This window comes from Acetobacter sicerae, from assembly GCF_011516765.1.
GTDB lineage: Bacteria > Pseudomonadota > Alphaproteobacteria > Acetobacterales > Acetobacteraceae > Acetobacter > Acetobacter sicerae.
The window spans coordinates 218819-245737 of sequence record NZ_JAAABN010000004.1; the positions used below are offsets into that span (position 1 = coordinate 218819).

Annotated in this window: 19 protein-coding genes; 15 read left to right on the plus strand and 4 right to left on the minus strand. The window is 60.9% G+C overall.

The features are described 5' to 3' along the window. The first annotated feature begins 2 nt into the window (after nt 1-2). From murD to GVI59_RS06625, 15 genes are all read left to right on the plus strand, one after another. Entirely contained in the window at nt 3-1397 is a 1395-nt protein-coding gene (murD, locus tag GVI59_RS06555; RefSeq protein WP_173573492.1) for a UDP-N-acetylmuramoyl-L-alanine--D-glutamate ligase, read from the plus strand. Then, entirely contained in the window at nt 1397-2566 is a 1170-nt protein-coding gene (locus GVI59_RS06560; RefSeq protein ID WP_173573493.1) for an FtsW/RodA/SpoVE family cell cycle protein, read from the plus strand. Before murD ends, GVI59_RS06560 begins: the two co-directional genes overlap by 1 nt. Further along, nucleotides 2548-3780, plus strand: a complete 1233-nt coding sequence (gene murG, locus GVI59_RS06565) for an undecaprenyldiphospho-muramoylpentapeptide beta-N-acetylglucosaminyltransferase (protein ID WP_173573494.1) — start codon at nt 2548-2550, stop codon at nt 3778-3780. Before GVI59_RS06560 ends, murG begins: the two co-directional genes overlap by 19 nt. Next, complete coding sequence (gene murC, locus GVI59_RS06570; RefSeq protein ID WP_173573495.1) at nt 3777-5204, plus strand: UDP-N-acetylmuramate--L-alanine ligase; 1428 nt, start codon at nt 3777-3779, stop codon at nt 5202-5204. The genes murG and murC overlap by 4 nt, the downstream gene beginning before the upstream one ends. Next, nucleotides 5201-6172: a UDP-N-acetylmuramate dehydrogenase gene (murB, locus tag GVI59_RS06575; RefSeq protein ID WP_242012978.1), complete on the plus strand. Its 972-nt coding sequence runs from the start codon at nt 5201-5203 to the stop codon at nt 6170-6172. Before murC ends, murB begins: the two co-directional genes overlap by 4 nt. Next, a complete protein-coding gene (locus tag GVI59_RS06580) occupies nt 6169-7152 on the plus strand; it encodes a D-alanine--D-alanine ligase (protein WP_173573496.1) in 984 nt (327 codons plus the stop codon). The genes murB and GVI59_RS06580 overlap by 4 nt, the downstream gene beginning before the upstream one ends. After that, nucleotides 7149-8222 carry a cell division protein FtsQ/DivIB gene (locus GVI59_RS06585; protein ID WP_173573497.1) on the plus strand — a complete coding sequence of 358 codons (1074 nt, stop codon included), beginning with the start codon at nt 7149-7151 and terminating at the stop codon, nt 8220-8222. The genes GVI59_RS06580 and GVI59_RS06585 overlap by 4 nt, the downstream gene beginning before the upstream one ends. Continuing rightward, the gene (gene ftsA / locus GVI59_RS06590; RefSeq protein WP_173573498.1) at nt 8219-9595 is read left to right on the plus strand and encodes a cell division protein FtsA; all 1377 of its coding nucleotides are present in this window, start codon (nt 8219-8221) and stop codon (nt 9593-9595) included. The genes GVI59_RS06585 and ftsA overlap by 4 nt, the downstream gene beginning before the upstream one ends. Before the next feature lie 110 nt (nt 9596-9705). Beyond that, nucleotides 9706-11226: a cell division protein FtsZ gene (ftsZ, locus tag GVI59_RS06595; protein ID WP_173573499.1), complete on the plus strand. Its 1521-nt coding sequence runs from the start codon at nt 9706-9708 to the stop codon at nt 11224-11226. A gap of 237 nt (nt 11227-11463) precedes the next feature. Continuing rightward, the gene (gene lpxC / locus GVI59_RS06600) at nt 11464-12480 is read left to right on the plus strand and encodes a UDP-3-O-acyl-N-acetylglucosamine deacetylase (protein WP_173573500.1); all 1017 of its coding nucleotides are present in this window, start codon (nt 11464-11466) and stop codon (nt 12478-12480) included. A 132-nt stretch (nt 12481-12612) separates the two neighbouring features. Beyond that, nucleotides 12613-13662 carry an outer membrane protein assembly factor BamD gene (locus GVI59_RS06605; RefSeq protein WP_408736607.1) on the plus strand — a complete coding sequence of 350 codons (1050 nt, stop codon included), beginning with the start codon at nt 12613-12615 and terminating at the stop codon, nt 13660-13662. A 155-nt stretch (nt 13663-13817) separates the two neighbouring features. After that, on the plus strand, nt 13818-15542 hold the full coding sequence (gene recN, locus GVI59_RS06610; RefSeq protein ID WP_173573501.1) for a DNA repair protein RecN: 1725 nt from the start codon (nt 13818-13820) through the stop codon (nt 15540-15542). After that, entirely contained in the window at nt 15542-17629 is a 2088-nt protein-coding gene (ligA, locus tag GVI59_RS06615; protein WP_173573502.1) for an NAD-dependent DNA ligase LigA, read from the plus strand. The genes recN and ligA overlap by 1 nt, the downstream gene beginning before the upstream one ends. Nucleotides 17630-17840: 211 nt before the next feature. Beyond that, a complete protein-coding gene (gene ppdK, locus GVI59_RS06620; RefSeq protein WP_173573503.1) occupies nt 17841-20513 on the plus strand; it encodes a pyruvate, phosphate dikinase in 2673 nt (890 codons plus the stop codon). Nucleotides 20514-20688: 175 nt separating this feature from the next. Then, nucleotides 20689-21546, plus strand: a complete 858-nt coding sequence (locus tag GVI59_RS06625) for a pyruvate, water dikinase regulatory protein (protein WP_173573504.1) — start codon at nt 20689-20691, stop codon at nt 21544-21546. 118 nt (nt 21547-21664) lie between these two features. On the opposite strand, the gene GVI59_RS06630 is transcribed toward GVI59_RS06625, so the two are convergent. From GVI59_RS06630 to GVI59_RS06645, 4 genes are all read right to left on the minus strand, one after another. Next, nucleotides 21665-22051: a hypothetical protein gene (locus GVI59_RS06630; protein WP_173573505.1), complete on the minus strand. Its 387-nt coding sequence runs from the start codon at nt 22049-22051 to the stop codon at nt 21665-21667. 65 nt (nt 22052-22116) lie between these two features. Further along, nucleotides 22117-23379, minus strand: a complete 1263-nt coding sequence (locus GVI59_RS06635) for a nicotinate phosphoribosyltransferase (protein WP_194299055.1) — start codon at nt 23377-23379, stop codon at nt 22117-22119. Between the two features lie 141 nt (nt 23380-23520). Further along, nucleotides 23521-24942, minus strand: a complete 1422-nt coding sequence (locus GVI59_RS06640; RefSeq protein ID WP_173573506.1) for a class II 3-deoxy-7-phosphoheptulonate synthase — start codon at nt 24940-24942, stop codon at nt 23521-23523. A gap of 466 nt (nt 24943-25408) precedes the next feature. Beyond that, complete coding sequence (locus tag GVI59_RS06645) at nt 25409-26863, minus strand: APC family permease (RefSeq protein WP_173573507.1); 1455 nt, start codon at nt 26861-26863, stop codon at nt 25409-25411. Nucleotides 26864-26919: the final 56 nt, after the last annotated feature.

The window sequence follows — 26919 nt, forward strand, 5'->3', positions numbered from 1 at the left end:
CCTTGTCCGCCAAAACCTCATTCCCTGCCGATCTGTTCGCTAGCCACCATTTTGCGGTGCTCGGGCTGGGCCGCAATGGCACGCCCGCCGCAAAGGCGCTGGTGAACATGGGCGCTGCCGTGCAGGCATGGGATGATGGCGAGGCCGGACGGAAGGCTCTTGAGGGATGGAAGTCTTCATCCGGCGAACTCACCGTCGCACCGTTCGAGAGTCTGGACGGATTTGATGCGCTGGTCATGTCGCCGGGCATCCCGCATATCCTGCCGACCGTGCATCCGGTCGCGGCCATGGCGAAAGCGGCCGGTGTGCCAATCCTCTCCGACGCCGATCTGCTGTTTCAGGCCGTTCGCAAGAGTGGATCGAAGGCCCGGTTCGCCGGCATAACCGGCACGAACGGCAAGTCCACCACCACCGCCCTGCTGGCTCACCTGCTGCATCATGCCGGATGGCCGGTTGCCGAGGGAGGCAATCTTGGTCCCGCATCGCTGTCCCTGCCGCTCCTGCCGGACAATGGCGTGTATGTGCTGGAAATGTCGTCCTACATGCTGGAACGGCTGGCGACCCTGCATTTCGATACGGCCTGCCTGCTGAACCTGACGCCGGACCATCTCGACCGGCACGGCGACATGGCGGGCTATGCCGCCGCCAAGGCGCATATCTTCGACCGGATGACCGGTTCCGATCTGGCTGTCATCGGGAATGGCGACACATGGTGCCGGGACATCGCCGCCAGCCTGAAGGCGCGGGACATCCCCGTCGAGACCATTTCGGGACAGGATGAAGAGACGGCCGATTTTCATCTGCATGACGGAGTTGTCGTCAGCCACGGCATGGTCATCGCCCGTCCCGGCGCGACATTGCCCGGCACGCACAACGCCGAGAACGCCTGCGCGGCGCTCGCCATGGCGCTGCGACTGGGCGTTGCATCCAACAGTCTGGCCAGCGGGATCGGAGATTTCGCCGGACTGGCGCACCGTCAGAAGCATGTCGCGGATATCAACGGCGTGGCCTATGTCGATGACAGCAAGGCGACCAACGCCGACGCCGCTTCCCGTGCGCTTGGCTGCTACGGCAGGATCGTCTGGATTGCGGGGGGCGTGGCCAAGGCGGGTGGCATCTCTGACCTCGTTCCGTATTTCCCGCGGATCGCTAAAGCCTTTCTGATTGGTAAGGATGCGCCGATGCTGGCGGAAACGCTGGCCGCGCACAAGGTGCCTTACGAGATTGTGGGCGATCTGGAACATGCCGTTCCCGCCGCCCGTCAGGCCGCCGAAACGGAAGGCGCCGAGGTGGTGCTTCTCTCCCCGGCCTGCGCCAGTTTTGACCAGTTTCCAGGGTTCGAGGCGCGCGGCCTGCGCTTTGCCGAACTGGTGCACGCGCTGAAGGATCACGGCTGATGGCCCGGTTTTCCCGCATCGACAACTCGGCGCTCGGGCGCTGGTGGCGCAGCGTCGATCATGTGACGCTGGCCTGCGTGGGGATCCTGATCGGTTTCGGCTATATCCTGATGCTCGCCGCCAGCCCTGCCGTGGCCGTGCGTATCGGCGCATCGCGCAACATGTTCATCTTCAAGCAGGTTTTCTTCCTCACGCTTGCCGGATGCATGACCATCGCGGTGTCGATGCTCTCCCGCAAAGGCGTGATCCGGCTTGGCTTTATCGGCAGCGCGATCGCCATTGCGGCGACGGCGATGACGCTGGTGCATGGCATCGAGATCAAGGGCGCGCGACGCTGGATCGCTCTCCCGATGATGTCCGTGCAGCCATCCGAATTTCTCAAGCCGTGCTTCGCCGTAATGACGGCGTGGCTGCTCGCCAAACGACATGAAGTCCGACGTTTTCCGGGGATGCTGCTGGCTCTGGCAGGTTATGCGGTCATTCTGATCCTGCTGAAATCCCAGCCGGATATCGGAATGCTCACCGTTGTCTCAGCCGTTTTTCTGGCCCAGCTTTTCGTGGACGGACTGAACCTGATTCTGGTTGCGGGCGGTGTCGGCATCATGATCGCGGCCGGCATCGCGGCCTTCTTCCTGTTCCCGCACGTTCATTCCCGCGTGGAGCGCTTCCTGCATCCGGATGTGGGCGACCACTACCAGATCGACACCGCCCTCCGCGCCTTCGGCAATGGTGGCCTGCTCGGACGTGGACCGGGTGAAGGCCGGGTGAAGGATCTGCTGCCCGACGCTCACGCCGACTTCGTGTTCGCCGTGGCGGGCGAGGAATACGGCCTGCTGATCTGCCTGTTTATCATCGCCGTGTTCGCGACCATCGTCATCCGCGCGCTTCTGAGACTGCTGCGGGAAGATGATCCGTTTCTCATCATGGCGACGGCGGGCCTTGTCACCGGGTTCGGGTTGCAGGCCTTCGTCAACATGGCTTCCACCCTGCATCTCATTCCGACCAAGGGCATGACGCTGCCGTTCATTTCCTATGGCGGCTCTTCCGCGCTTTCGATCTCGCTGGCCATCGGCATGGTGCTCGCACTGACGCGGCAGCGTGTGGGGCAGAGCAGGCTCAGCCGCTCACTGACGGAAACCACCCGGGGCACATGGAAAACAGCGACATGACTACGCAGGCGAACATTTCCTCCACCGGTCCCGTCGTGATTGCGGCAGGCGGCACCGGCGGTCATTTCTTCCCCGCCGAGGCGCTTGCCGATGTGCTGGTCGGGCGCGGCTACCGCGTCGCCCTGATGACCGATGCGCGTGCAGGCAAACGCACCTCCGGCGTCTTCGCCACGGCAGATCAGTTCATTCTGCCGGGCGCGGGAGTCGCAGGACGCGGTCCGGTCCGGGCGCTCAAGGGAGGTCTTGCCCTCCTGCGCGGTGCGAATGAAGCCCGTAGCATCATGGCCAAGCTGCACCCCGCTGCCGTCGTCGGGTTTGGCGGTTACCCTTCCGTCCCGCCCCTGCTCGGTGCGCGCCTGCTTCCGGGATCGGTACGTCCGAAGATCATCCTGCATGAAGGTAACGCCGTTCTGGGCAAGGCCAACGCCTTTCTCGCCCGGTTCGCGGACGGGATCGGCACATCTTTCAACGAGGTCCACGGTCTGCCCGCCGGCGCCCATGTCGCGCTGACCGGCATGCCCGTGCGCCCCGCCATCGCGGCTCTTGCAGGTGAAGGCTACACACCGCCCGGCGATCTCATCCGCCTGCTCATCTGGGGTGGCTCGCTGGGGGCGCGCGTCTTTTCCGACATCGTTCCCGGCGCTCTGGCGGCGCTTCCGCTCGCCATTCGGGAACGGTTGCAGATCACGCAGCAGGTTCGCGCCGAGGATCTCGAACGGGTACGCACAGCCTACGAATCCTTTGGCATCGCCGCCACACTGGCTCCCTTCTTCCCGAACGTGGCCGAACTCATGCAGCAGGCCCATCTGGTGATCGGTCGCGCCGGTGGCTCGTCGGTCGCGGAACTGGAGGTGGCGGGACGTCCCTCCATTCTCGTGCCACTGCCAGTCGCCGCAAGTGACGAGCAGACCGCCAACGCCCAGGCTCTTGAAGGCGTCGGAGCCGCCTGGGTTTTCCGCCAGCCCACCTTCACGGTGGATGCCCTGACGCCTCTGCTGACCATGATGCTGACCGACACGGGCATTCTCACCGCCGCCGCTTCCGCCGCCGCAAAGCTGGGCCGTCCGGATGCGGCGGAACGTCTGGCTGATCTGGTCGAGACGACCTTGCATCACGGGTCAGGTGGACGCTATTCCTCGCCCCTTCCCCCTTCCCCTGCGTCTTCCCATCCATCTCCGGGACACGCTGCCACGACCGTGGAGTCCAAGCCATGAGAGCCCTGCCGCTGACAATCGGTACCATTCATTTCGTCGGTATCGGCGGCATCGGCATGTCGGGCATCGCCGAAGTGCTCCACATGCTCGGCTATGTCGTCCAGGGTTCGGACATGAACGATGGCGCGAACGTCCAGCGCCTCCGGGCTCTCGGCATTTCGGTCACCATCGGCCATGACGCCGCCAATCTCGGACAGGCGCAGGTCGTGGTGATTTCCACAGCCGTCAAGCGCGACAATCCGGAAGTGGTCGCCGCCCGTTCACGCCTGATTCCGGTCGTGCGTCGTGCGGAAATGCTCGCCGAACTGATGCGCCTGCGCTGGTCCGTCGCTGTCGGCGGCACGCACGGCAAGACGACCACGACCAGCCTGATCGCCGCCGTTCTGGAAGCGTCCAAGCTTGATCCGACCGTCATCAACGGCGGCATCATCGAGGCCTACGGCACCAACACCCGCATGGGCAAGGGCGAGTGGATGGTGGTGGAAGCCGACGAGAGTGACGGCTCCTTCCTGCGTCTGCCCTCCGTGATTTCCGTTGTGACCAACATGGACCCGGAGCATCTCGATCACTGGGGCACGGCGGAAGCGATGGAAGCGGGCTATGACCAGTTCGTCTCCAATGTCCCGTTCTACGGCTTCGCCGTTCTCTGCATCGACCACCCGGCCGTGCAGCAGATGATCCCGCGTCTTTCAGATCATCGCGTCGTTACCTACGGCTTCTCGCCGCAGGCCGACGTGCGGGCCGAGAAGGTCATCACCGACAAGCTCGGTGCGACTTTTGAAGTGCAGATTACTGATCGCACCCGTCGCCGCACCCGCAAGGCCGGTCCGTTCCGTCTGCCGATGCTGGGCAACCACAACGTGCAGAACGCTCTGGCCGCTATCGCCGTCGCCACCGAGATGGACATCGACGACGCCACCATCCGTTCAGGTCTCGCCTCTTTCCGTGGTGTGAAGCGTCGCTTCACCCGCTGCGGCGAAGCGAACGGCATCACCGTGATCGACGATTACGGGCATCATCCGGTCGAGATCGCCGCCGTTCTGAAGGCCGCCCGGCAGGCCGGTGCGCGGCAGGTCATCGCCGTCATGCAGCCGCACCGTTATTCCCGTATGCAGATGCTGTTCAACGATTTCTGCACCTGCATGAACGATGCTGACACGGTCATTGTGTCCGACGTTTACGCTGCCGGTGAGGAACCGATCGAAGGCTTCAGCCGTGACAGGCTGGTCGAGGGTCTACGTGAGCGCGGCCACCGCTCGGTCGTGCCGCTGACCGATCCGGCGCACCTGGCGGAAATGATCAACGCCATGGCCAAGCCGGGCGATTACGTCGTCTGCCTTGGTGCGGGCACCATCACCAACTGGGCGCACGCGCTGCCGGGTGAGCTTCTGGCGCTTCAGGCGAAGCAGAAAGGCGCAGCATGACCGATACCCCCGCTTTTTCGCCCCTGACGGCCGGCGACACCATCGCGGCTTCGCTTGGCGATGTGCGGGGACGTGTGTCCGTCAACCAGCCTCTGGGCGCACGAAGCTGGTTTCGCGTTGGCGGTCCGGCTGAGTGTCTGTTCCAGCCAGCCGACACTGACGACCTTGTCACAGCCATGCAGCGCCTTTCTCCGGAAATCCCGGTGACGACGCTTGGGGCCTGCTCAAACGTCATCATCCGTGACGGCGGCATCCCCGGTCTGGTGATCCGGCTGGGCGGCGCTTTTGCGGGCATCGAAGTTGACGGAAACGGTCTGATCGTGGGCGGTGCGGCGCTTGATGCGACGGTGGCCGAGACGTCCGCCAGCAAGGGTCTTGGCGGTCTGGAGTTTCTCGCGGGAATCCCCGGTTCCATTGGCGGTGCGGTCCGCATGAATGCAGGCGCTTACGGGTCTGACATGGCGGCCGTGCTTGACTGGGCCGAGATTGTCTCCCGCGACGGCACGCTGCTGCATCTTGAAGCCTCCGCGCTGCGGTTCGGCTATCGTCGTTCCGCGCTGCCGGACGGCGCTGTCGTGGTGCGGGCGCGTCTGCGCGGCGAGCCGGCGGAACAGAGCGTCGTCTCCAGCCGCATCGCGGAAATACGCGCTGCCCGAGAAGGCTCGCAACCGGTGCGGGCGCGGACCGGCGGCTCCACGTTCCGCAATCCGTCTCCGGATGTCAGCGACAAGAAGGCATGGCAGCTTGTCGACAGGGCTGGTTGCCGTGGCCTGACCATCGGTGGTGCGCAGATCAGCGAGAAGCACTGCAACTTCATGCTCAACACCGGCGACGCGACGGCGGCGGATCTGGAAGCGCTGGGTGACGAAGTCCGCAAGCGGGTTCTGGAGAAATCCGGCGTCAATCTCCAGTGGGAAATCAAGCGCATCGGGCTGAAAGCCCCTGAGACGAAGGGAGACGCGGCATGAGCGCGCCACAGCAGAACAAGGGGCGGATTACGGTTCTGATGGGGGGCGCTTCAGCGGAGCGCGAGGTGAGCCTGTCATCCGGCAAAGGTGTGGTCGCGGCCCTGAAAGAAGCAGGCTACGACGCGCAGGGGCTGGATGTGACCCGTGATCTGGCGGCAGTTGTTGCCGGTCTGACGGAGCAGAAACCCGTTGCCGTGTTCAATGCGCTGCATGGCCGCTTTGGTGAGGATGGCGCGATTCAGGGTGTGCTGGAATGGCTCGGTCTGCCCTACACACATTCCGGTCTCCGGGCTTCGGCCAACGCCATGGACAAGGAAGCGTCGCGGCAGATTTTCATGACGGCAGGGCTTCCCGTTGCCGAAGGGCGTGTGGTCGCCATCAGCGAACTGGCTGAGAAAGATCCCCTCCCCCTGCCCTACGTGGTGAAGCCGCTCGACGAAGGATCATCGGTCGGTGTTTCCATCGTGCGCAACACCAACCAGCGGGCGCAGGTTGTCGAGGAATGGCGTTATGGCCCCGTAGCGCTGGTAGAGCAGTATATTCCCGGTCGTGAGATCACGGTCGGTGTCCTTGATGACGGCCCGGACGGTCCTCGCGCCCTGACCGTGACGGACATCACGCCCAACGCCGGGTCCGGGCATGATTTTTATGACTATGCCGCGAAATACGGCGCGGGTGGCAGCCGTCACACGCTGCCTGCGGAGATCCATCCGGACGATTTCGCCCGCGCCTGCGAACTCGCAGTCGCGGCGCACAAGGCGCTCGGCTGCTCCGGAGCGTCCCGCTCGGACTTCCGTTATGACGACACGTCCGCCGATGGGCACGGCAAGATCGTGCTGCTGGAGGTCAACACCCAGCCCGGCATGACGCCGACATCGCTGCTGCCGGAACAGGCGGCGTATTGCGGCACTTCCTATTCGGAGCTCTGTGACCTTCTGGTGCAGGACGCCCTTCGCCGGGCGGACGCCACACGCCGATGAAACGACCGTCTTCGCCTTCTCCGGAACGCCGCGAAGCAGGGAGCGGCGATCGTTTCCGCCACACGAACAAGGCGGACCGACCGTCGGCGATCGCCCTGTTTCTCCGCCGCCACAAGGGGAAGCTGAAGTTTCTGGCCATAACGGGGGTGCTGGGCGCAGGCGCGTGGGCATTTCTGTCCATGCACGGCACGCAGGGACTTGTTGGCCCGCTCAAGGCGAAGATCGAGGCGGAAATCCCGCTCAAGGTGACGAACATCCGGGTCGAGGGGGCGAATCTCACCAGTCAGAACGCCATCCATGAAGCGCTCGGGATTTCGGTCGGTGATCCGATGCTGGGCTTCGACGTCAAGGCGGCACGGGAACGACTGAATGACCTTCCCTTCGTCGAGAATGCGACGGTGGGACGGCGCTTTTCCGGACTGATCGTGGTGCATCTCACGGAGCGCCCTCCTTTCGCCATCTGGCAGCACAAGGGCCAGTTCGTGCCCATTGACCGGGACGGCAATCCGGTTCCGGACAAGGGCATGACCAGCAGGGACGCGCAGGCGTTCATGCAACTGCCGCTTGTTGTCGGAGAAGGGGCTGATCATGCGGCGGCGGAGCTTCTGGATGCTCTGGCGAAAACGCCGGACGTGAAAGCGCACATGACAGCCGCTACACTGATCAACATGCGGCGCTGGACGCTGACGCTGAAAGACGGAACCTCGGTCTATCTGCCGGAAGCGGCGGAACCTCAGGCGCTGACTCGACTTGAAGAACTTCAGAAACGGTTTGACCTGCTGGATCGCCCGGTTGAAATCATTGACCTTCGTCTGCCAGACCGTCTGACCATCCGCGAACGTCCGGCTCCTGCCCCGGTTACGGGCGACGCCGCTGTGCCGGAAGATCAAAACCATATGGGGAAACCCAATGGACAGCCGCAGGCCCCCATCACCCACGATGAGACGCCCGTTCCCAGGGCCGCGCCTGTGAAAAAGCCGAAACACACGGACGAGGGCGACAGACGCCCCTCATCCTTCCACGATGATAACGAACATGCCCACAATAACGGGGGAGCTCTTCCAGCATGAACGATCTGATCGTTTCCGGACACTCCTCCAAATCCCTGCTTTCCGGCAAGGCGTCGCGCACCCGTGGGCATGACCACGGAGATACGCAGGACTCGTCCGGCAGCCTGCTCAACCTCGCTGAAGGCAAGCCGGAGCAGCGGGCATGGCGCAGCGGGCTTGTCGGCGTTCTGGATATTGGCTCGACCAAGATCACCTGCCTGATCGGCAAGGGCGAACCCAACGGCAAGCTGCGGGTGCTGGGCCATGGCTGGCTCCGCTCCAATGGCGTCAAAAACGGCGCGATTGTCGACCTGAAAGCAGCGGAAGCGATTATCCGGCACGTGGTCGGCAATGCCGAGCGCGAGGCCGAGCGTTCACTCGACAAGGTTGTGGTCAACCTGTCCTGTGGCCATCCGGAAAGCCTCCTGTTCAATGTTCACTGGCCGATCGGCGGTCGTGAAATCACGGACAACGATATTCGTCGAATTGTCACGGAAGGCCGGATGAAGGCGCAGTCGGAGGGGCGCGCCGTCATCCACACGCTGCCGCTGGACTTTGCGGTTGATGAGACGGATGGCGTGACCGACCCACGCGGGCATCTGTGCGAGCAACTCCGCGCCCGCCTGCATGTGATCGACGCCTCATCGACGGCGCTACGGACTCTGGATGCGCTGCTGGGGCGTGCGGAACTGAAGCTCGACGCTCTGGTGTCCGCTCCTCTGGCTGCCGGTCTGGCGGTCACGAACGCGGACCAGCGCATGGTTGGCACCACCGTGATCGAGATGGGTGGCGGCACTACGTCTCTTGCAGTTTTTGCGGAAGGTCAGCTGCTGCACACCGCCCAGATCGGGATCGGTGGAGAGCACGTCACCCGCGATATCGCCCGCGGTCTGGGAACATCCACGGATAATGCCGAGCGTCTCAAGACGATGCATGGCCATGCCGATCTTTCAGCCGATAATGACGGCGTCACCATCCGCATCGAGCGGCAGGGCGCGGACATGCCGATGTTCGAGGCCATTCCCCGGGCAGCGCTGGGTGATATCATCCGTCCCAGAATCGAGGAAACCTTCGAACTGGTCCGGGATCGTCTCGACAATGCCGGTCTGGGACACCTTGCTGGCGGGCGCGTCATCCTGTCCGGCGGCGGTTCCCTGCTGGATGGCGTCGGGTCCGTCGCGGCCCGGATTCTGAACCGTCATGTCCGGCTCGGTCGTCCGCACAACGTCATCGGTCTGCCCGACGCCTGCACGACAGCAAGCTTCTCCACCACCGTGGGTCTGCTCACATGGGCGGCGTCCGCAGAGCGTCCATTCGGCGATATCGAGTTCAGCGAAGAACGTCCGACAGGTTTTTTAAACCGTCTGGTCTCTTTCATCCGGGATCGCGTCTGACATGCTGTTATCGATATGTTTATAGTGTTGGATAAATTTCGATTCACCCACCGAGTCGCGCGATGTAGTATGGCGGCTCAGCAGCGCCGGTCTCGTCCAAGGAAGTGTAAATGACTCTGAACCTCACCGTTCCCCCGCAGCACCATGCAGATTTCTCGCCGAAAATCACGGTTATCGGTGTGGGGGGTGGTGGTACGAACGCCGTGGACAACATGATTCTCGCCGATCTGAAGGGCGTGGAATTCGTGGTGGCCAACACGGATGCCCAGCAGCTCTCCAGCAGCCGCGCGGATCGTCGTATCCAGCTTGGCCCGCATCTGACGCAGGGACTGGGCGCAGGCGCAAAACCAGAAATCGGACGGGCAGCGGCGGAAGAAGCAGCGGACGAGCTTTCCCGCCACCTTGAAGGCTCGCACATGGTCTTCGTGACGGCGGGCATGGGCGGCGGCACAGGCACAGGCGCTGCGCCGATCGTAGCGCGGATGGCGCGCGAGCGCGGCATTCTGACAGTCGGTGTGGTGACAAAACCGTTCAGCTTCGAAGGCCCGCGCCGTGCGAAAGCGGCGGAAGAGGGCATTACCGAGCTTCAGCAGTATGTTGATACGCTGATTGTCATTCCCAACCAGAATCTTTTCCGGATGGCGAACGAACGCACCACCTACAAGGATGCGTTCAAGATGGCTGACAACGTCCTTTATATGGGCGTGCGTGGCGTGACCGATCTGATGGTGGCTCCGGGTCTCGTGAACCTCGACTTTGCCGATATCCGCACTGTCATGGCGGAGATGGGTAAAGCCATGATGGGAACCGGCGAGGCCGAAGGCGAAGACCGTGCCCGTCTGGCTGCCGAAGCCGCGATTTCGAACCCGCTGCTCGAAGACACCTCCATGGCTGGCGCACGCGGACTGCTGATCAACATCACCGGTGGTGATGACCTGACGCTGTTCGAGGTCGATCAGGCAGCGAACCGCATCCGCGAGGAAGTGGCCGAAGACGCCAACATCATCTTCGGTTCCGCTATCGACCCCGATCTGGACGGCAAGATCCGTGTTTCCGTCGTGGCCACAGGCATCGATATGCCGTCCTCCAAGACGCAGCAGGAAGCCGAAGAACAGGCCGCGGCACAACAGCAGCAGGAAGAACAGGCTGCCGCTGCTGCGCACGTTGCCCAGAATACGCAGCAGGCAGGAGGCCAGCCGCCAATGTTCGGTGGCGGTATGCAGGCAGCCCGCAACGCTCCGCCTGCTGGTCATCCGAATGGCGTGGCCGCCGGTCAGCCGCAGCGCCAGACGCCCAATTTCCATCAGCAGCCTGCTCCGGGACAGACAGCGCCTTCCACTGCAACGCCGCGTGCTGCTTCCCCAAGAGACGGACTGTTCACCAGCAATACGCGCCCAGCCCCGGCTCCGCGTGCTCCGGAGCCTGCTCCTGCACGTAGCAGCCTGTTCGGCCTCATGACCGGTGTGCTGCGTCGTCCTGCGGCGGAGCCTCGTGAGACGAAACAGGAACCGGCGCCACAGGTTACGCCCGCTCAGCGCAACGAACAGCCGCAGGAAGGCCCAACCGTGCGCCCCTCACAGAGCGATGATGGCGGTCTGGATATTCCGGCCTTCATGCGCCGTCCTTCCTGATCAAGCCTTCCCAAGACTCTGAGTGTTCAGAAACCGGGGCCAGCAAAGCCCCGGTTTTCTTTTGTCCTGCGACACTGTTTTTCACTCATGAAATGAACCGAGCCTGCGTGGTGAAGATCTTTTTTTCTCCCGGTAATACGACGCAATAAACATTGACTGGAACCATTATGCCTCCCGCGTATTGTAAGCTTCAAAATACAGGTTCCAAGAACCCCAGTCAGACCGAGAGATATGTCAATGGAAAGCTTCAGTCCCGACCCCGTCGCGCTGCTCGAGAGGGATGATGAGGTTTTTTCATCAGCCACAGAGGCTTTCAGCATTTATTCCAAACTATCAAAAGCGGTCGTAGCAGTGCGCCAGAATACCCTTCGTTCTCCCATAAAATGTGTTGGCACTGGCCTGCATACAGGGCGCAAAATTACTCTTCGGATGGAACCGGCTCCGGCTGACACGGGAATTATCTTCCAGCGAACGGATATTCCCGGCGCAACAGCCATTCCTGCTCTTTATGACCATGTTGTGGACACAAGACTGAGCACGGTCATCGGAGACCTGTCTGACAAGCGGAACCGCGTCGCCACCATCGAGCATCTGATGTCGGCTCTCTCCGGCAAGGGAATCCATAACGCTTACATCTTTCTGAATGGCCCGGAAGTGCCGGTGCTGGATGGTTCTTCGGCAGACTTTCTGTTTCTGATTGATTGCGCCGGACGGACACCGCTTGAGGCGTCGCGGTGCGAAATCGAGATCCTGAAAACCATTCGTGTAGAAGATGGAGACGCCTTCACCGAACTGCGTCCTTCATCGGCAACGGATATGCCTCTCTCAATGACAATCGACTTCCCGGCATCCGCCATCGGTCGTCAGACACTTGACCTGAAATTCACGGAAACCTCGTTCCGCAGGGAACTGGCCTTCTCCCGCACCTTTACCAACCACCGTGAAATCGCAGCCCTTCAGGCGGCGGGACTGGCGCTTGGCGGTTCTCTGGACAACGCCGTCGTTGTCGATGAGGAAAAAGTCCTGAACCCGACCGGCCTGCGCGCGAAGGACGAATTCGTCCGTCACAAAATGCTGGACGCCGTGGGAGATCTTTTCCTGGCCGGTGCGCATATCCGAGGCAGCTTCACGGGTTATAAATCCGGCCACCATCTCAACAATCAGTTGCTGTGCGCGCTGTTCGCCGACAGCACCGCCTGGCGCGAGGTCAAGGGCACGGGAAAGCAGGCTTCAGCAGCCCTGCAGGCGGCCTGAAAAGTTGCCTGTCCGTGCAGGTAAACAACAGAATAAACAATGTCGTGCACAGAACGGACTGAACACCTTTCCGTCGCTGTATTCCGTGCTATAACCGGCCAGTCATTATACACGCAGACAGTGAGTTGATACGTGCCGCAGACAACCTCGCGCATCCCCCCCAGAGTGACGTCGCGACTGGTTTCAGCGGCAGCCTACGGGACATTTTTTCTTCTGGCTGGTTGCTCGATGTTCAAGACGTCGCCAGCCGAGAAACCCGCTCCCACAATTTCCTCGGCGGATGAGCTCTATAATAACGGCATCGACGCCCTGCGCACCCAGCGTTATCTGTCTGCAACAAAGCAGTTCGAAACGCTCCAGCAGAACTACCCCTATTCCGGCTACACCGCCAATTCACAGCTGATGGCGGGCTATGCCTATTACCTCCAGAACAAATATCCGGAAGCCGCCCAGCAGCTCGACCGCTTTATCGAACTGCATCCGACCAGCTCCGACGCCGCCTATGCCTTCTATCTTCTGGCGCTCTGCTATTATGAGCAGATCGGAGACGTTGCCCGCGACCAGCAGATGACTGCGGAGGCGATGTCACGCCTGCAGGACGTCATCGCCCGTTTCCCGCAGACGAAATACGCGCGTGACGCCCAGTTGAAGATCGACCTCTGCCGCGATCATCTCGCAGGCAAGGAAATGCTTGTGGGCCGCTATTATCAGGAACAGCGCGCCTATCAGGCAGCGCTCGGACGGTACCAGCGCGTTGTGCAGGACTTCCAGACAACCAACCATGTGCCGGAAGCCCTTGAACGCCTTATCGAAGTTTATCTCGATCTTGGACTGACGGATGAGGCGCGGCGGACAGGCGGCGTGCTCGCTTACAATTACCCTGACAGCAGATGGTATCGGTACGCCTATAGCGACCTGAAGAGCTATCACCTCCTGTCCAGCAAGACCCCGGCTCCGGGCAAACTGGTCACAGCACCCGCTCCGCCGACACAGAGTCCCGCCCAGTCCGCCGGACATGGCGAAGGACGGGCAGACGCTCCGCCTTCCCTGTCCAAAGCTCCTGTCGCGCCCGTATCGGCAAGCCAGCTCAACGACGGCGGCAACGGTTCTGAACTGACGAGCAACCTTGCCCGGACGGGTGTTCCCGCGTCCGAAAGAGGAGCACGCGGTTCAGCCCGCTGAGCCCCGCGTGCAGACATGCTGAGGTGAACAGTGCCTGTCATTGAAATGCGGGCCTTCACCGACTGGCAGGCAGGCATACATTCACGTATTTCCTCCCTCAGACTCCGTTACGTTGCCAGCTTCCGTGCGGAGACAGGTCGGAGCGGACTTTCGTTATGCTGAACTTTCTTTCCATACGCGACGTCGTTCTCATCGAAGCGCTGGATCTGTCTTTTCATCCCGGCCTTACAGCACTCACAGGTGAAACCGGTGCGGGAAAATCCATTCTGCTAGACAGTCTTGGACTGGCCCTTGGAGAGCGCGCCAATGCACGCCTCATCAGGTCCGGCGCCCGTGAAGCGCGTGTCACAGCCAGCTTCGAAGTGCCTGCGGACCATCCCGTGCGCAACATTCTCTCGGAACAGGGCGTTCCCGCCGAGAGCGACGAATCCCTGATTCTACGCCGTATACTGACCCTGGACGGTCGATCACGGGCATGGGTCAATGATCAGCCAATCGGCATCGGTCTGCTGCGCCGCGTGGCCGGAATGCTGGTGGAAATTCAGGGCCAGCATGAACAGATGGGACTGGCCGATCCCACGACGCACCGTGATCTGCTCGATGCATTCGGCGTTCCCGCCGCCACGCGACGCAAGGTAGCCACCAGCCACAAAGCGTGGCGTGAAGCACGGGAAACCCTGGAAGTGGCGCAGAGGGAAATCGCGACCGCCGCACGCGAGGAAGAGTGGCTACGACACACGATTGATGAGTTGTCCTCCCTCGCCCCACAACCTGATGAAGAAAATGAACTGGCCGCCCAGCGTCAGGCGCTCCAGCGTAATGAACGCCGCAGTGAAGCCGTCGCAGCGGCGCTTGCGGAACTGACTCCTCGGGACCGACGCAACTCCGGACCAGCCGCCGCTCTCCGCGCCGCCAGCCGCGCCCTGCACAGACTCCTGCCCGCGCCGGGTCGGGAAACTGATGAGCCGGATGCGGAGTTTGAGCAGCAGCAGGCTGGCGCGCAGGAAGCCCTCAAGGCGCTCGACGCCGCTGAAGTCGCTCTTTCCGAAGCGGAAAGCATGTTGACACGACTGGCCGCCGATCAGGACGCCGATCCCCGTCTGCTGGAGCAGGTGGAGGAACGCCTGTTCGCTCTTCGTGCGGCGGCCCGCAAGTTTGAAACGTCAGTCTCCGACCTGCCAGACCTGTTGAAACGACTGACGGAACGACTCAACGCCCTTGAGACGGGCACGGCGCGCCTTGTCGAACTGGAAGCCGCAGCAGCAGCGGCAAAAGCAGCGTTTATTGCCGCTGCCGAGGATCTGTCCGCCCACCGCGTCAAGGCAGCGCGCAAAATCGAGACCGCTGTCATGGGCGAACTCAAGCCTCTGAAGCTTGAGCGCGCCCGTTTTGTAGCGGAACTCACGTCTCTCCCCGAAGAACAGTGGAGCGCTCACGGACTGGAACAGGCGACCTTCCTGCTCGCCGCCAATCCCGGGCAGCCGCCCGGTCCACTGGGCAAGGTCGCGTCCGGCGGTGAACTGTCCCGGCTGATGCTGGCCATCCGTCTGGTGCTGGCTGGCCGGTCTTCCATCGGTACACTGGTGTTTGACGAAATCGATTCGGGTGTTGGCGGCGCGACGGCGGCAGCCATTGGCGAGCGGCTGCACCGACTGGCGCGGGACATGCAGATCCTGACCGTCACGCACTCGCCGCAGGTTGCGGCGGCGGCCGATCATCACCTGCGGATTGGCAAGCTGGTGCGGAACGGACAGACCCAGACCAGCGCCGCCCCTCTTCCGGACGTGGAAAGACGCGAGGAAATCGCCCGGATGCTGGCGGGTGACGTCATAACCGATGCCGCGCGCGCCGCTGCGGAAAGCCTACTGGAGAAGCGGTGATGGACACGGCGCATATCCCTGTCGAGCAGCTTGACGCCGCACAGGCGGAACAGGAACTGGAACGTCTGGCGGTTCTGATCGTCCGCCTGAACGAGGCCTATCACGCCAAGGATGCGCCGGAAGTCCCGGATGCGGAATTCGATGCCCTGCGCCGTCGCAATGAAGAGATTGAGCTTCGCTTTCCCACACTGATGCGCATGGACAGCCCCCGTTTTCAGGTGGGAGCGGCACCAAGCAGCGCCTTCAGGAAGCACCGGCATCTCGCGCCGATGTTGTCGCTGGACAACGTGTTCGACCGGGTCGATTTCGAGGACTTCGTGAAGCGCGCCGTGCGGTTTCTCGGACTTGACGAAGCGCAGGCAGCCGCCCTCGCCTTTGTCGGCGAACCCAAGATCGACGGTGTTTCCATCAGCCTGACCTATGAAAACGGACGGTTCGCACGCGGCACCACGCGCGGCGACGGCACGGAAGGCGAAGACGTCACCGCCAATCTGAAGACACTGAAAACCATTCCCCTCCGTCTGAAGGGTGAAGCGCCCGATCTGATCGAGATCCGTGGAGAAGTCTTTCTGGGCAAGAAGGAATTCCTCGCCATCAATGCCGCGCAGGACGCTGCCGGAGACAAGCTGTTCGCCAACCCGCGCAACGCCGCAGCGGGTTCCCTGCGACAGCTCGACCCGAAGGTGACGGCCCGTCGCCCGCTTTCCCTATTCGCTTACGCCATGGGGTTTTCATCCCATCCGGTTGCGGCAACGCATTCCGCCTATCTCGACCAGCTTCGGGCATGGGGCTTCACCGTCAATCCGCTCTCCACACGACTGGAAGGGATCGCGGAAGCGGAGCCATTTTTCGACAGGATCGCTCAGGAACGGAGCGCGCTGCCGTATGATATCGACGGCGTGGTCTACAAGATTGACGATCTGGCGCTTCAGGAGCGTCTCGGTTTCGCTGGACGCGCGCCGCGCTGGGCGACGGCATGGAAGTTCCCCGCCGAGCAGGCCGTCACCCGGCTTCTGGCCATCGAGGTGCAGGTCGGACGCACGGGTGCGCTGACGCCCGTGGCGCATCTTGAGCCCGTCAATGTCGGTGGAGTAATCGTCTCACGCGCCACGCTGCATAATCAGGACGAGATCGAACGCAAGGATGTCCGCGTCGGCGATCTGGTGCAGATCCAGCGTGCGGGCGATGTCATTCCCCAGATCGTCGCGGTTGTCGCCGAGGAAAACCACGAGCGACATGCGCCGTTCACCATGCCGGATCACTGTCCGGCCTGTGGCGCGAGTGTGGAGCGTGTTCCGGGTGAAGCTGTCATCCGCTGCACCGGCGGTCTCACCTGTCCGGCTCAGGTCGTCGAGCGTCTGATCCACTTCGTCTCGCGCATGGCCTTTGACATTGATGGTCTGGGCGAAAAAAGCATCACCGAGTTTCATGAAATCGGCATGGTGAAAGCGCCCGGCGACATTTTCCGCCTTGCCTCGCATGAGGCCGAGATTGCGAAACGGGAAGGCTGGGGCGCGACCTCGGCACGCAAGCTGAGTCAGGCCATCGAGACTCGGCGGACCATCTCCCTGCCCCGTTTCATCTATGCGCTGGGCATCCGACGTGTCGGAGAAAACAACGCCAAACTTCTGGCCCGACATTACGGATCATTCACGCATCTGCGCGAACGGATGCAGGCCGCACGCCTCATCGGCTCCGAGGAACGGCAGGAACTGGGAGAAATCACGGGGATCGGCACGGCCATCGCCGACGAGATCGTCAGCTTCTTTGCGGAACCCCATAACCAGACGACGCTGGACGATCTTCTGACCTACGTGACCGTGGAAGAAGAAAGTGTTGAGGCAGGCGGCGCGTTATCCGGAAAAGTCATTGTTTTCACGGGATCCCTTGTCACCATGACACGTCCGGAAGCCAAAGCGACGGCGGAACGTCTGGGTGCGAAAGTGACCGACAGCGTTTCAAAAAAGACCGACCTTGTCGTGCTTGGTGCGGAAGCAGGCTCCAAAGCCCGGAAAGCGCAGGAACTGGGTATTGATACAGTCGATGAAAAAGGGTGGCGGGAACTGGCCGGATTACCGGAAGTTTAAAAAACTCTGCCTTATTTCTGTAACAGACTCTGTCCGTCCGCAATATTCGTTGTAAAGCGAATTGCCGAAACCGCTGCAAGCTGGCATGATGCTGTCGCCCGGGAACGGAGCACTTAATAATAACTATAAATTCCCCGCGGACTGTATTCAGGCCTGATTTTCCCGGGAAGGAACAGATGGCCGGAATCACCGCGCTCGGAGAGCGTTGGTCATGACGAAATGGGTTTACAGCTTCGGTGGCGGCCTTAATGAAGGCAGCGCCGGAATGCGCAATCTGCTTGGTGGCAAAGGCGCCAACCTGGCGGAGATGGCTTCCATCGGACTGCCAGTGCCTCCCGGTTTTACCATTACGACCGAAGTGTGCTCGGCATACTACGATAACGGTAATGCCTACCCGGCTGACCTTGCAGAGCAGGTCGCGGCGGCCCTTCATCGCATTGAGAAATCGGTTGGTCTGGTCTTTGGCGACGCCACTGCACCGCTGCTGGTCTCGGTCCGCTCGGGCGCCCGCGTCTCCATGCCGGGCATGATGGACACCGTTCTCAATCTCGGTCTGAATGACGAGACGGTCGAAGGTCTTGCGGCGTCCTCCAAGGACGAGCGCTTCGCCTGGGACAGCTATCGCCGCTTCATCCAGATGTATGGTTCCGTCGTGATGGGCGTGCCGCACCACCGTTTCGAGGACCTGCTGGAGCAGGCCAAGCACGGTCTGGGCGTCACCGACGACACGGCCATCAAGGCCGCCGACTGGCGCGAGATCGTCAAGGACTACAAGGATGTGGTTCTGAAAGAGACCGGCAAGCCGTTCCCGAACGAGCCGCAGGAGCAGCTCTGGGGCGCGATCAGCGCCGTCTTCGGTTCATGGATGAACCCGCGCGCCCACACCTACCGCAAGCTGCATGACATTCCCGCAAGCTGGGGCACCGCCGTCAACGTGCAGGCGATGGTCTTCGGCAACATGGGTGATGACTGTGCGACCGGCGTGTGCTTCACCCGCGATCCGTCCACAGGCGAAAACATCTTCTACGGCGAGTATCTGGTCAACGCGCAGGGCGAAGACGTCGTCGCGGGCATCCGCACGCCGCAGCCCATGTCAGCCGCACGCGCGACAGCCGATCAGTCTCCAATGGAGAAGGTTCTGCCGGAAGCCTACAAGGAGCTCATGCGTGTGCGTGACATCCTTGAGAAGCACTACCGCGATATGCAGGACATTGAGTTCACGGTGCAGAGCAACGTGCTCTACATGCTCCAGACCCGGTCCGGTAAGCGTACGGCGGCCGCAGCCCTCAAGATCGCCATCGACATGGCGCAAGAAGGCCTGATCACGCAGGAAGAAGCCATCCAGCGCGTTCCCCCCGGCTCGCTCGACCAGCTTCTGCACCCGACGCTTGATCCGAAAGCCGAGAGAAACCTCTTCTCGCGTGGCCTCCCGGCCTCTCCGGGCGCCGCAGCCGGTGCTATCGTCTTCACGGCTGAAGAAGTCGAAGACCGCGCCGCCAAGGGCGAGGATGTCATTCTGGTCCGTATCGAAACGTCTCCGGAAGACGTGCATGGCATGCACGCTGCCCGTGGCGTTCTGACGACCCGTGGTGGCATGACCTCTCACGCCGCCGTCGTGGCGCGTGGCATGGGTCGTGTCTGCGTAGCCGGCGCTGGCGGGATCACCGTCGACTACAAGGCGCAGACCATGACGGTCGGCAATGTCACGCTGAAGGGCGGTGACTGGATCACTCTTGATGGTGGCACGGGCGCTGTCTATGTCGGCAAGGTTGCGACCATCCCCCCGACTCTCTCAGGCGATTTCAGCACGCTGATGGGCTGGGCGGATGAAGTGCGTCGCCTGCGGGTTCGCGCCAACGCCGAGACACCGGAAGATGCCGAGACAGCACGGCGCTTTGGTGCGGAAGGCATTGGCCTGAGCCGCACGGAGCACATGTTCTTCGGTCCGGACCGTATCGGTTTCGTCCGTCAGATGATCATGTCGGACGATCCGCCGACGCGTAAAAAAGCCATTGACGCACTGCTGCCTTTCCAGCGTGACGATTTCTCACAGATCTTCCGCATCATGAGCGGTCTGCCTGTGACAATCCGTCTGCTCGATCCGCCGCTGCACGAGTTCCTGCCTCATGGCGAGACAGAACTTGAGGAAGTGGCGACAGCTCTCGGTCAGTCCGTGGAGTCCCTGCGCGCCCGTCGCTCGGCCCTCTCGGAAGCCAACCCGATGCTCGGTCACCGTGGCTGCCGTCTCGGCATCACCTACCCCGAGATCTATGCGATGCAGGTTCGCGCCATCATCGAAGCCGCCATCGCCGTCTCGAAAGAGACCGGACAGGCCATCGTTCCTGAAATCATGATCCCGCTTGTGGGCGTGAAGACGGAACTCGAGGTGACCCGCAAGGCGGCAGAAGCCGAAGTCGCTGCTGTCTTCAAGGAGCAGGGCACGACGCTTGATTACCTCATCGGCACCATGATCGAGCTGCCCCGCGCAGCGATCACGGCGGACCAGATTGCGGAAGTGGCGGACTTCTTCTCGTTTGGCACCAACGATCTGACCCAGACCACGCTTGGTCTGTCCCGTGACGATGCCGGCTCGTTCCTGCCTTACTACGTCGATCACGGCCTGCTGCCGAAAGACCCGTTCGTCTCGATCGACCGTGAAGGCGTAGGCGCTCTGGTGCGTATGGGTGCGGAGAACGGTCGTAAGACCAAGTCCAACCTGAAGCTGGGCGTATGCGGCGAACATGGCGGCGATCCGGACTCTATCGCTTTCTTCGAAAGCGTCGGACTGGATTATGTCTCCTGCTCTCCGTTCCGCGTGCCGGTGGCCCGTCTGGCGGCGGCTCAGGCCGCTCTGGCGATGAAGAAGGAAAAAGCTTCATCCTGATATAAGGGATGACGGCTTGATCTGAGATCAGCATCGACGGGGCGCTCCCATAAAGGGCGCCCCGTTTTTGTTATGTGCGATACGGACACAAAACCCGGATCAAGGCTCATGAAATGGTCTGACTGCTTTCCTGAAGGAAGACGGAAATCCATTTCTGAAAATACAGGTTTTCAACATGACCAAACGCAGCATCTGCCTTCATCTGGTTTCCGGCGGCACCGGGCAGACCCTTGACGCACAGGCGAAGGCCTGTGCACCGCATTTTCCGGATGCGGAGCTCCAGTTCCGCCACTGGAACCTAGTCCGCAGCCGGACCCAGCTGCGCCGCGTGATTGCCGGCATCGCCAGCGAGCCGGGACCGGTTCTTTCCTCACTTATCGACGCAGGATTGCAGAACGATCTGGAAGACGGCTGCAAACGGACTGGTGTTCAGCTGCTTGATGTCATGAAAAACACACTGACATTTCTGGAAGGCGCAACCGGGACACAGGCCGTCGATGGAGGACCTGGCGGTCAGTATATCATGGACGAGAACTACTTCCGCCGTATCGACGCCATGCACTACGTCATCGAGCATGATGACGGCCAGCAGACCCGGGAACTCAAGGACGCCGATGTCGTACTGGTGGGCGTCTCCCGCGCCTCCAAGACGCCCACATGTTTTTACCTCGCCAATAAGGGCATCAAGGCGGCCAACGTGCCTCTGGTGCCTGACACCCCCCTTCCTCCGGAACTCTTTGAGCTGGACGTGCCGGTCATCGGCCTGACGATTGCGCCGGATGCCCTGCTTGAAATCCGTCGGACCCGGCTGAACAGCATGGTGCCAACCAAGCAGCATGCCGGTGGGACATCACTGACACGAACGAGCTATATCGATCCGGAAGAAGTCAGAAATGAACTGCTGTGGGCGAAACGCCTCTGCACACGTCACAGCTGGCCGATCATCGACATCACCAGACGATCGATTGAAGAAACCAGTGCTGCTGTTCTGGATATTCTGGAACATCCCAACCCGCTTTCCGCACCAGGCTGAGTGGAAGGACGTATCCTTCAGGGAAGGTCGCCTTTTCGCAAAAGGCGACACTCCAAAAACTTTTATTACTACTCACCCCTCATTTTTGCAGGGATGTTTTCAGGCGGCCTTTTGAGAATTACTCCTCATCATCTGCTTCATAACGGCGCGGATCAAGCAGACGCCAGTCACGTTCTTCTTCTGTCGCCGGACTGTCGATGAAATCATTCAGTTCACCTGAAGACACCCAGGGATCGTCTGTTCCCAGCACTTCCGCATTTTCACCGAACGAAAACCACGCTTCAAGCGTGTCTCGCGCAGAAGCGCCCGGCACACGGCAGATTTCTATACTGTCGCGCACGTAAGCCCGAGCAAACGCATTGGCGTGCTCCGCATCAAGAAATCCCTTGATGTCCTCAATGATATTGTCTTCAGCGCCTCCGGAAAGGTCGAGAAGACGCACAACCGGTCCCGTCTCCTGAGCCGCTACCGTCGCGTCTTCACCATTTTCTTCGGCTTCAGTCATGAACGAAACAGCTCCTGTGATTCACATAAATTCATTATATAACAGCAGATTCCAAAAACAGGCGGTCAACCCGGATGCAACCGCCTGCGCTGTCTTTCTTCCGCCTTGCGGAATGACGGCAGAAGAAATTCACGGCCCGTCTTGACGCTTTCCACACCGTCATACGTCACGATGTCCGCCGTCGCATAGGTTTCATTCCACAGTTTTGGAATAAAAGATCCCGTTCCCACCACGTCAATCGGGGCATTCGCATCCGCCATGCTGGCGCATTTCGTCACGCCGAAACCTGACGACACGACAATCTTCACCTTCTCGAAACCCGCATCGTCAAGCACTTCACGCATCCGCCAGATCGCGGCCGCCGAAACACCCGTCCCGATCAGATTACGCAACTCGCCTTCAGAACGGTAACGCCTGATCGCATCCGGGACATAACGGTCCAAGACAGCATAGGACTCCTGAGGGTCCAGCCCCTCAAGGAAGCGTCCGCCATGCGTATCAAGGCGCAGCCCCACACGGCCAGCGTGCGCGAGTTTCTCGAAGTGGCGACAGACAGCCAGACCATCCGTGATCTCACGCCCGTAATAATCGACCAGCACGGTCAGATCCGAATCCGGATAGACCTCGTGAAACATCTCGGCAGCCCGAAGCGTGGAACCGGCATAACCGATCAGGGCGTGCGGCATGGTTCCGAAGCCATGCGTTTCACCAAAAAAGGATGCTGTTGCATCGTTCGCGCCCCCGATAAAACCGACGGCGCCTTCCTTCTGGGCCGCACGACTACCGACGGACGCGCCGTAGCTCATCAGTTCCTGCATCTCATAGCCAGCGCAATGACGCGCTTCCATCGCAAGGAACTGTGCTTTGGGAAGGGACAGCGCCATCTGATAGGCTCGATGCGCCGCAACACAGCACGCGCCAAGCTTCTGGAGCACCAGTGTCTCAAGATCCGCGAGGTGTGAAAAGAAGCCCGTGACATAGAGCAGTGGCTCGCCCGCCCCCACCCACTCGCCTTCCGTAAAAACCGGCTCGACCAGAATCTCGATGCCACGCTCACGCGCAACATTTTTCAGCCAGCATTCAACCACCGCTGTGGCCGAGAGGACCGGCCGGCGGATAAACACGGCATAGGTCACCACGCAGTCGCCAAATCTGGAGACTATTTCCTTGGTGCGGTTGAAATAACTGTCAGTGCGAGCCCTGATCGTCGCATCATCAAGCGCGGTCACGCAGAACGAGGAACTCACTCCGGAAGACACCTTGGAGCGGGGTTCTTTCGGATGTGCGGAAGACGATTTCAAGACCACGAGCTGCCCTTTCCTAGGCATCAGGACCAGATGCACTGTATTATTCTGGGCATAGACCTCCGCCGACCACAAGGTCACGGGTCTCAGGAAAGCTCAGAAAAGTGACAGAGCGCAGCTCATGACGGGAGATGAACTCCCGCCATAAACGCTGGTTTGTTCCGGTTAAGCGCTCTTTCGCAAGGTGCGGGCGCGCGAGTTCAATTCCTCGGCAATCAGGAACGCCAGTTCGAGAGACTGCTCGGCGTTGAGACGCGGATCGCAGAATGTCTCATAACGTGCGCCGAGATCGTTCTCCGTGAGCTGATGGGCGCCACCGACACACTCGGTGACGTCCTGGCCGGTCATTTCCATATGCACGCCGCCCGGCACCACACCTTCCGCCGTCAGGATGTCGAAGAAGCCCTGCACTTCGGTCAGAATGGACTCGAAGGAGCGCGTCTTGACCTTGCTGGCCGTGGAAATGGTGTTGCCGTGCATCGGATCGGACATCCACGTCACGGTGCGACCGGTTCCTTTGACCGCCTGCACCAGACCCGGGAGATGGTCCTGAATCTTCGTCGCGCCCATACGGGAAATCAGGGTGATACGCCCGGCCTCATCCGCAGGATTGAGGATCTCAAGCAGTTGCTCGAGCGCCTCGATCTGCGTCGTCGGGCCGACCTTGATGCCGATCGGATTGCGGACGCCACGCAGGAACTCGACATGCGCCCCCTCCGGCTGACGGGTGCGATCCCCGATCCACAGGAAGTGCGCCGAGCAGTCATACCACTCGCCGGACGTGGAATCGATGCGGGTGAAGGCCTGCTCATACTGAAGCAGCAGCGCTTCATGCGACGTGTAGAACTCGGTCTCGTCGATCTGCGGCGCAGAGGTCGAATTGATGCCGCAGGCGGCCATGAATTCCAGCGTCTCGTCAATGCGCTCAGCCAGAGCACGGTACCGCTCGGCCAGAGGCGACCGCTCGACAAAGCCGAGGTTCCAGCGGTTGACCCGGTGCAGGTTGGCGTAACCACCGCGAGAGAAGGCGCGCAGCAAGTTCAGAACGCTGGCCGACTGGAAGTAGGCTGTCTCCATGCGTGTCGGATCAGGGATACGGTCTTCAGCCGTGAAAGCTGGCCCGTTGATGATGTCACCGCGGTAGGACGGCAGCGAAACATCACCAACAGTTTCCATATCGGATGAGCGTGGCTTGGCGTACTGACCCGCCATACGTCCGATCTTCACCACCGGCACCTTCGCGCCGAAGGTCAGAACAACAGCCATCTGCAGCAGCACGCGGAACGTGTCACGGATGAAGTCCGCCGAGAATTCGGAGAAGCTTTCTGCGCAGTTTCCACCCTGCAGCACGAACGCACGGCCCGCAGCCGCGTCCGCAAGATGTTCACGCAGACGGCGCGCCTCCCCCGCGAACACGAGAGGCGGATAGCTCTTCATCCGTCCCTCGACCGCCTTCAGGACAGCTTCGTCCGGATAGGTCGGCACCTGCTTGATGGGAAACGACCGCCAGCTTTCCGGCGACCAATTGGCAGCCGTCGTCGGGGCGGCTGTCAGGGGCGATGCGGAAGGGCTGAGCGTGACACTCATGGTCGGTTCCTGTCGATAAGCGCCGGGCCGTTGCGGTCCGACTGTTTCAGAGAAGCTGATGTTGAAGGGATCCCCACGCAAGACGTGGGCGGAACTTTATGCCGGAGATTGGCTCCAAGTGCAAAAAATGCCTCTCGACACATCTGTGGAAGATCGTCGGGCACGGGCAAGGAGCAGTTCAAGGGACGCTCCATCCCGTGAGAGTAACGGTCCCAAATTCAGCGACGCGTTTTCTCACATCCAGACGACTGGTTTCTGGACTTGAGGGATCTGACTGCAACGGGCGCAGCAGGGAGGTTCACGGCATTATGACGTCATACGAAGCGCACAGGCTGCCTCAAGACACCAGTGGAGAGTCTCATTCCAGCTACGTTCGACATCATATCAGCAACAGGGCCTGAAACAGGGTTTCCCCACACTTCAGACCCACACAAAATGCTACTGCGTTCTCAGATTAACAGAGAGATCAGGCCAGTTCCCTCAGCGCTTCAAAACGCAGGGGATACCTGCTCTTCATATGGCTTGCGAGAACATAACCACAGGCGAACGTGACGATCACCAGAGCACCGATACCCCAGGCAGCGACGCCAGCGTTATCCCCGCCGATCAGCGCAGGAAGGTTTGCGATTGCAATCCACAGGCATGCCAGCAGCCCCACAAGTCCCCCGACGGGCGCAATCAATGTATGCCAAACACTGCCAAGTCCCTTGTTGCGGACGTTGAAGAACACCAGAACCGATATGCAGGTCAGCGACAGGATCGCCATGTAGCCCAGCGTTCCGGCCGTAGCGCCCCAGGCATAGATCTGCGTCACGGGATCAAGGCCGAGCATCAGCAGGATGAGAAGTCCCACAAAGGATGTGCAGGACTGCACGAACGACGAAACATGTGGAGATGAGTGCTCCGTATGCACGCTGGAAATTCCGGCAGGCAACACGCCATAGCGCGACATGATGTACTGATACCGCACCACGACATTGTGCAGCGCGAGGATGCAGGCGAAAAGGCTTGTTATCAGAAGGACATTGACGATGTCCTCGCTCACTTTGCCCATATAGGAACGGATGAGCAGCAGATACATGTCACCTGTGTGCTCATTGGCCATGGGAACGACAGAATCCACGCCGAAACCGGCAACCTCGCACCACATCGAGATGACGTAGAAAATGCCCACCCCAAACACGGCCGTATAGGTCGCACGTGGAATGGTCACATCCGGATTGCGGGCTTCTTCCCGAAAGATCACGGTCGATTCAAAACCGATGAAGCAGTAGATGGCGAACATGATGCCAAGACCGGGCGAACCGGAAAGAGCGGCGTGAACCGTGAAAGGCTCTGTCGACAGGGAAGAGACACCCTTTGTCGCCACGATCACAAGATCAGCCAGCAGAACAACGCCCACTTCCAGAACAAGCGCGATCCCGAGAAAACGTGAACTCATCTCGATATGTCGGTAACCCAGAAAACCCACGACCATCACCACAATGATGGAGAGTATCCACCACGGAATGGAAACACCGAGTGCATTGTGCAGAAGTTCGCTGACTGTGTAGCCAATGTAGGCTTCCAGAGCGATCACGATGAAGCTGTAGGACGCCGCCGCCATCGTCGCGGACGCAAGACCAACCTGTCGCCCCAGTCCTTTCTGGATGTAAGCGTAGAACGCTCCCGCATTTGTCACGTAGCGCGACATGAAGATGAAGCCAGCCGTGAACAGATACATGATGAGTGTAGCGATCGCGGCATCCAGTGGCGCTGCAATGCCATTGCCCATGGCTATGATAAGCGGACTGTTGGCCGCCATGACGGTAAGAGGCGCTGCTGCGGCCACCACCATCATGACAATGGACATGACGCCAAGATTACCCTGCAGATTGGATGGCGGGCTGGCAGGTGGCGGCGATGTTGCGGCATTTTTCATCACGATCATCCTTTGAAAGACAGGAAGTGACGATTCCTGTTTTGATAACGAAACAA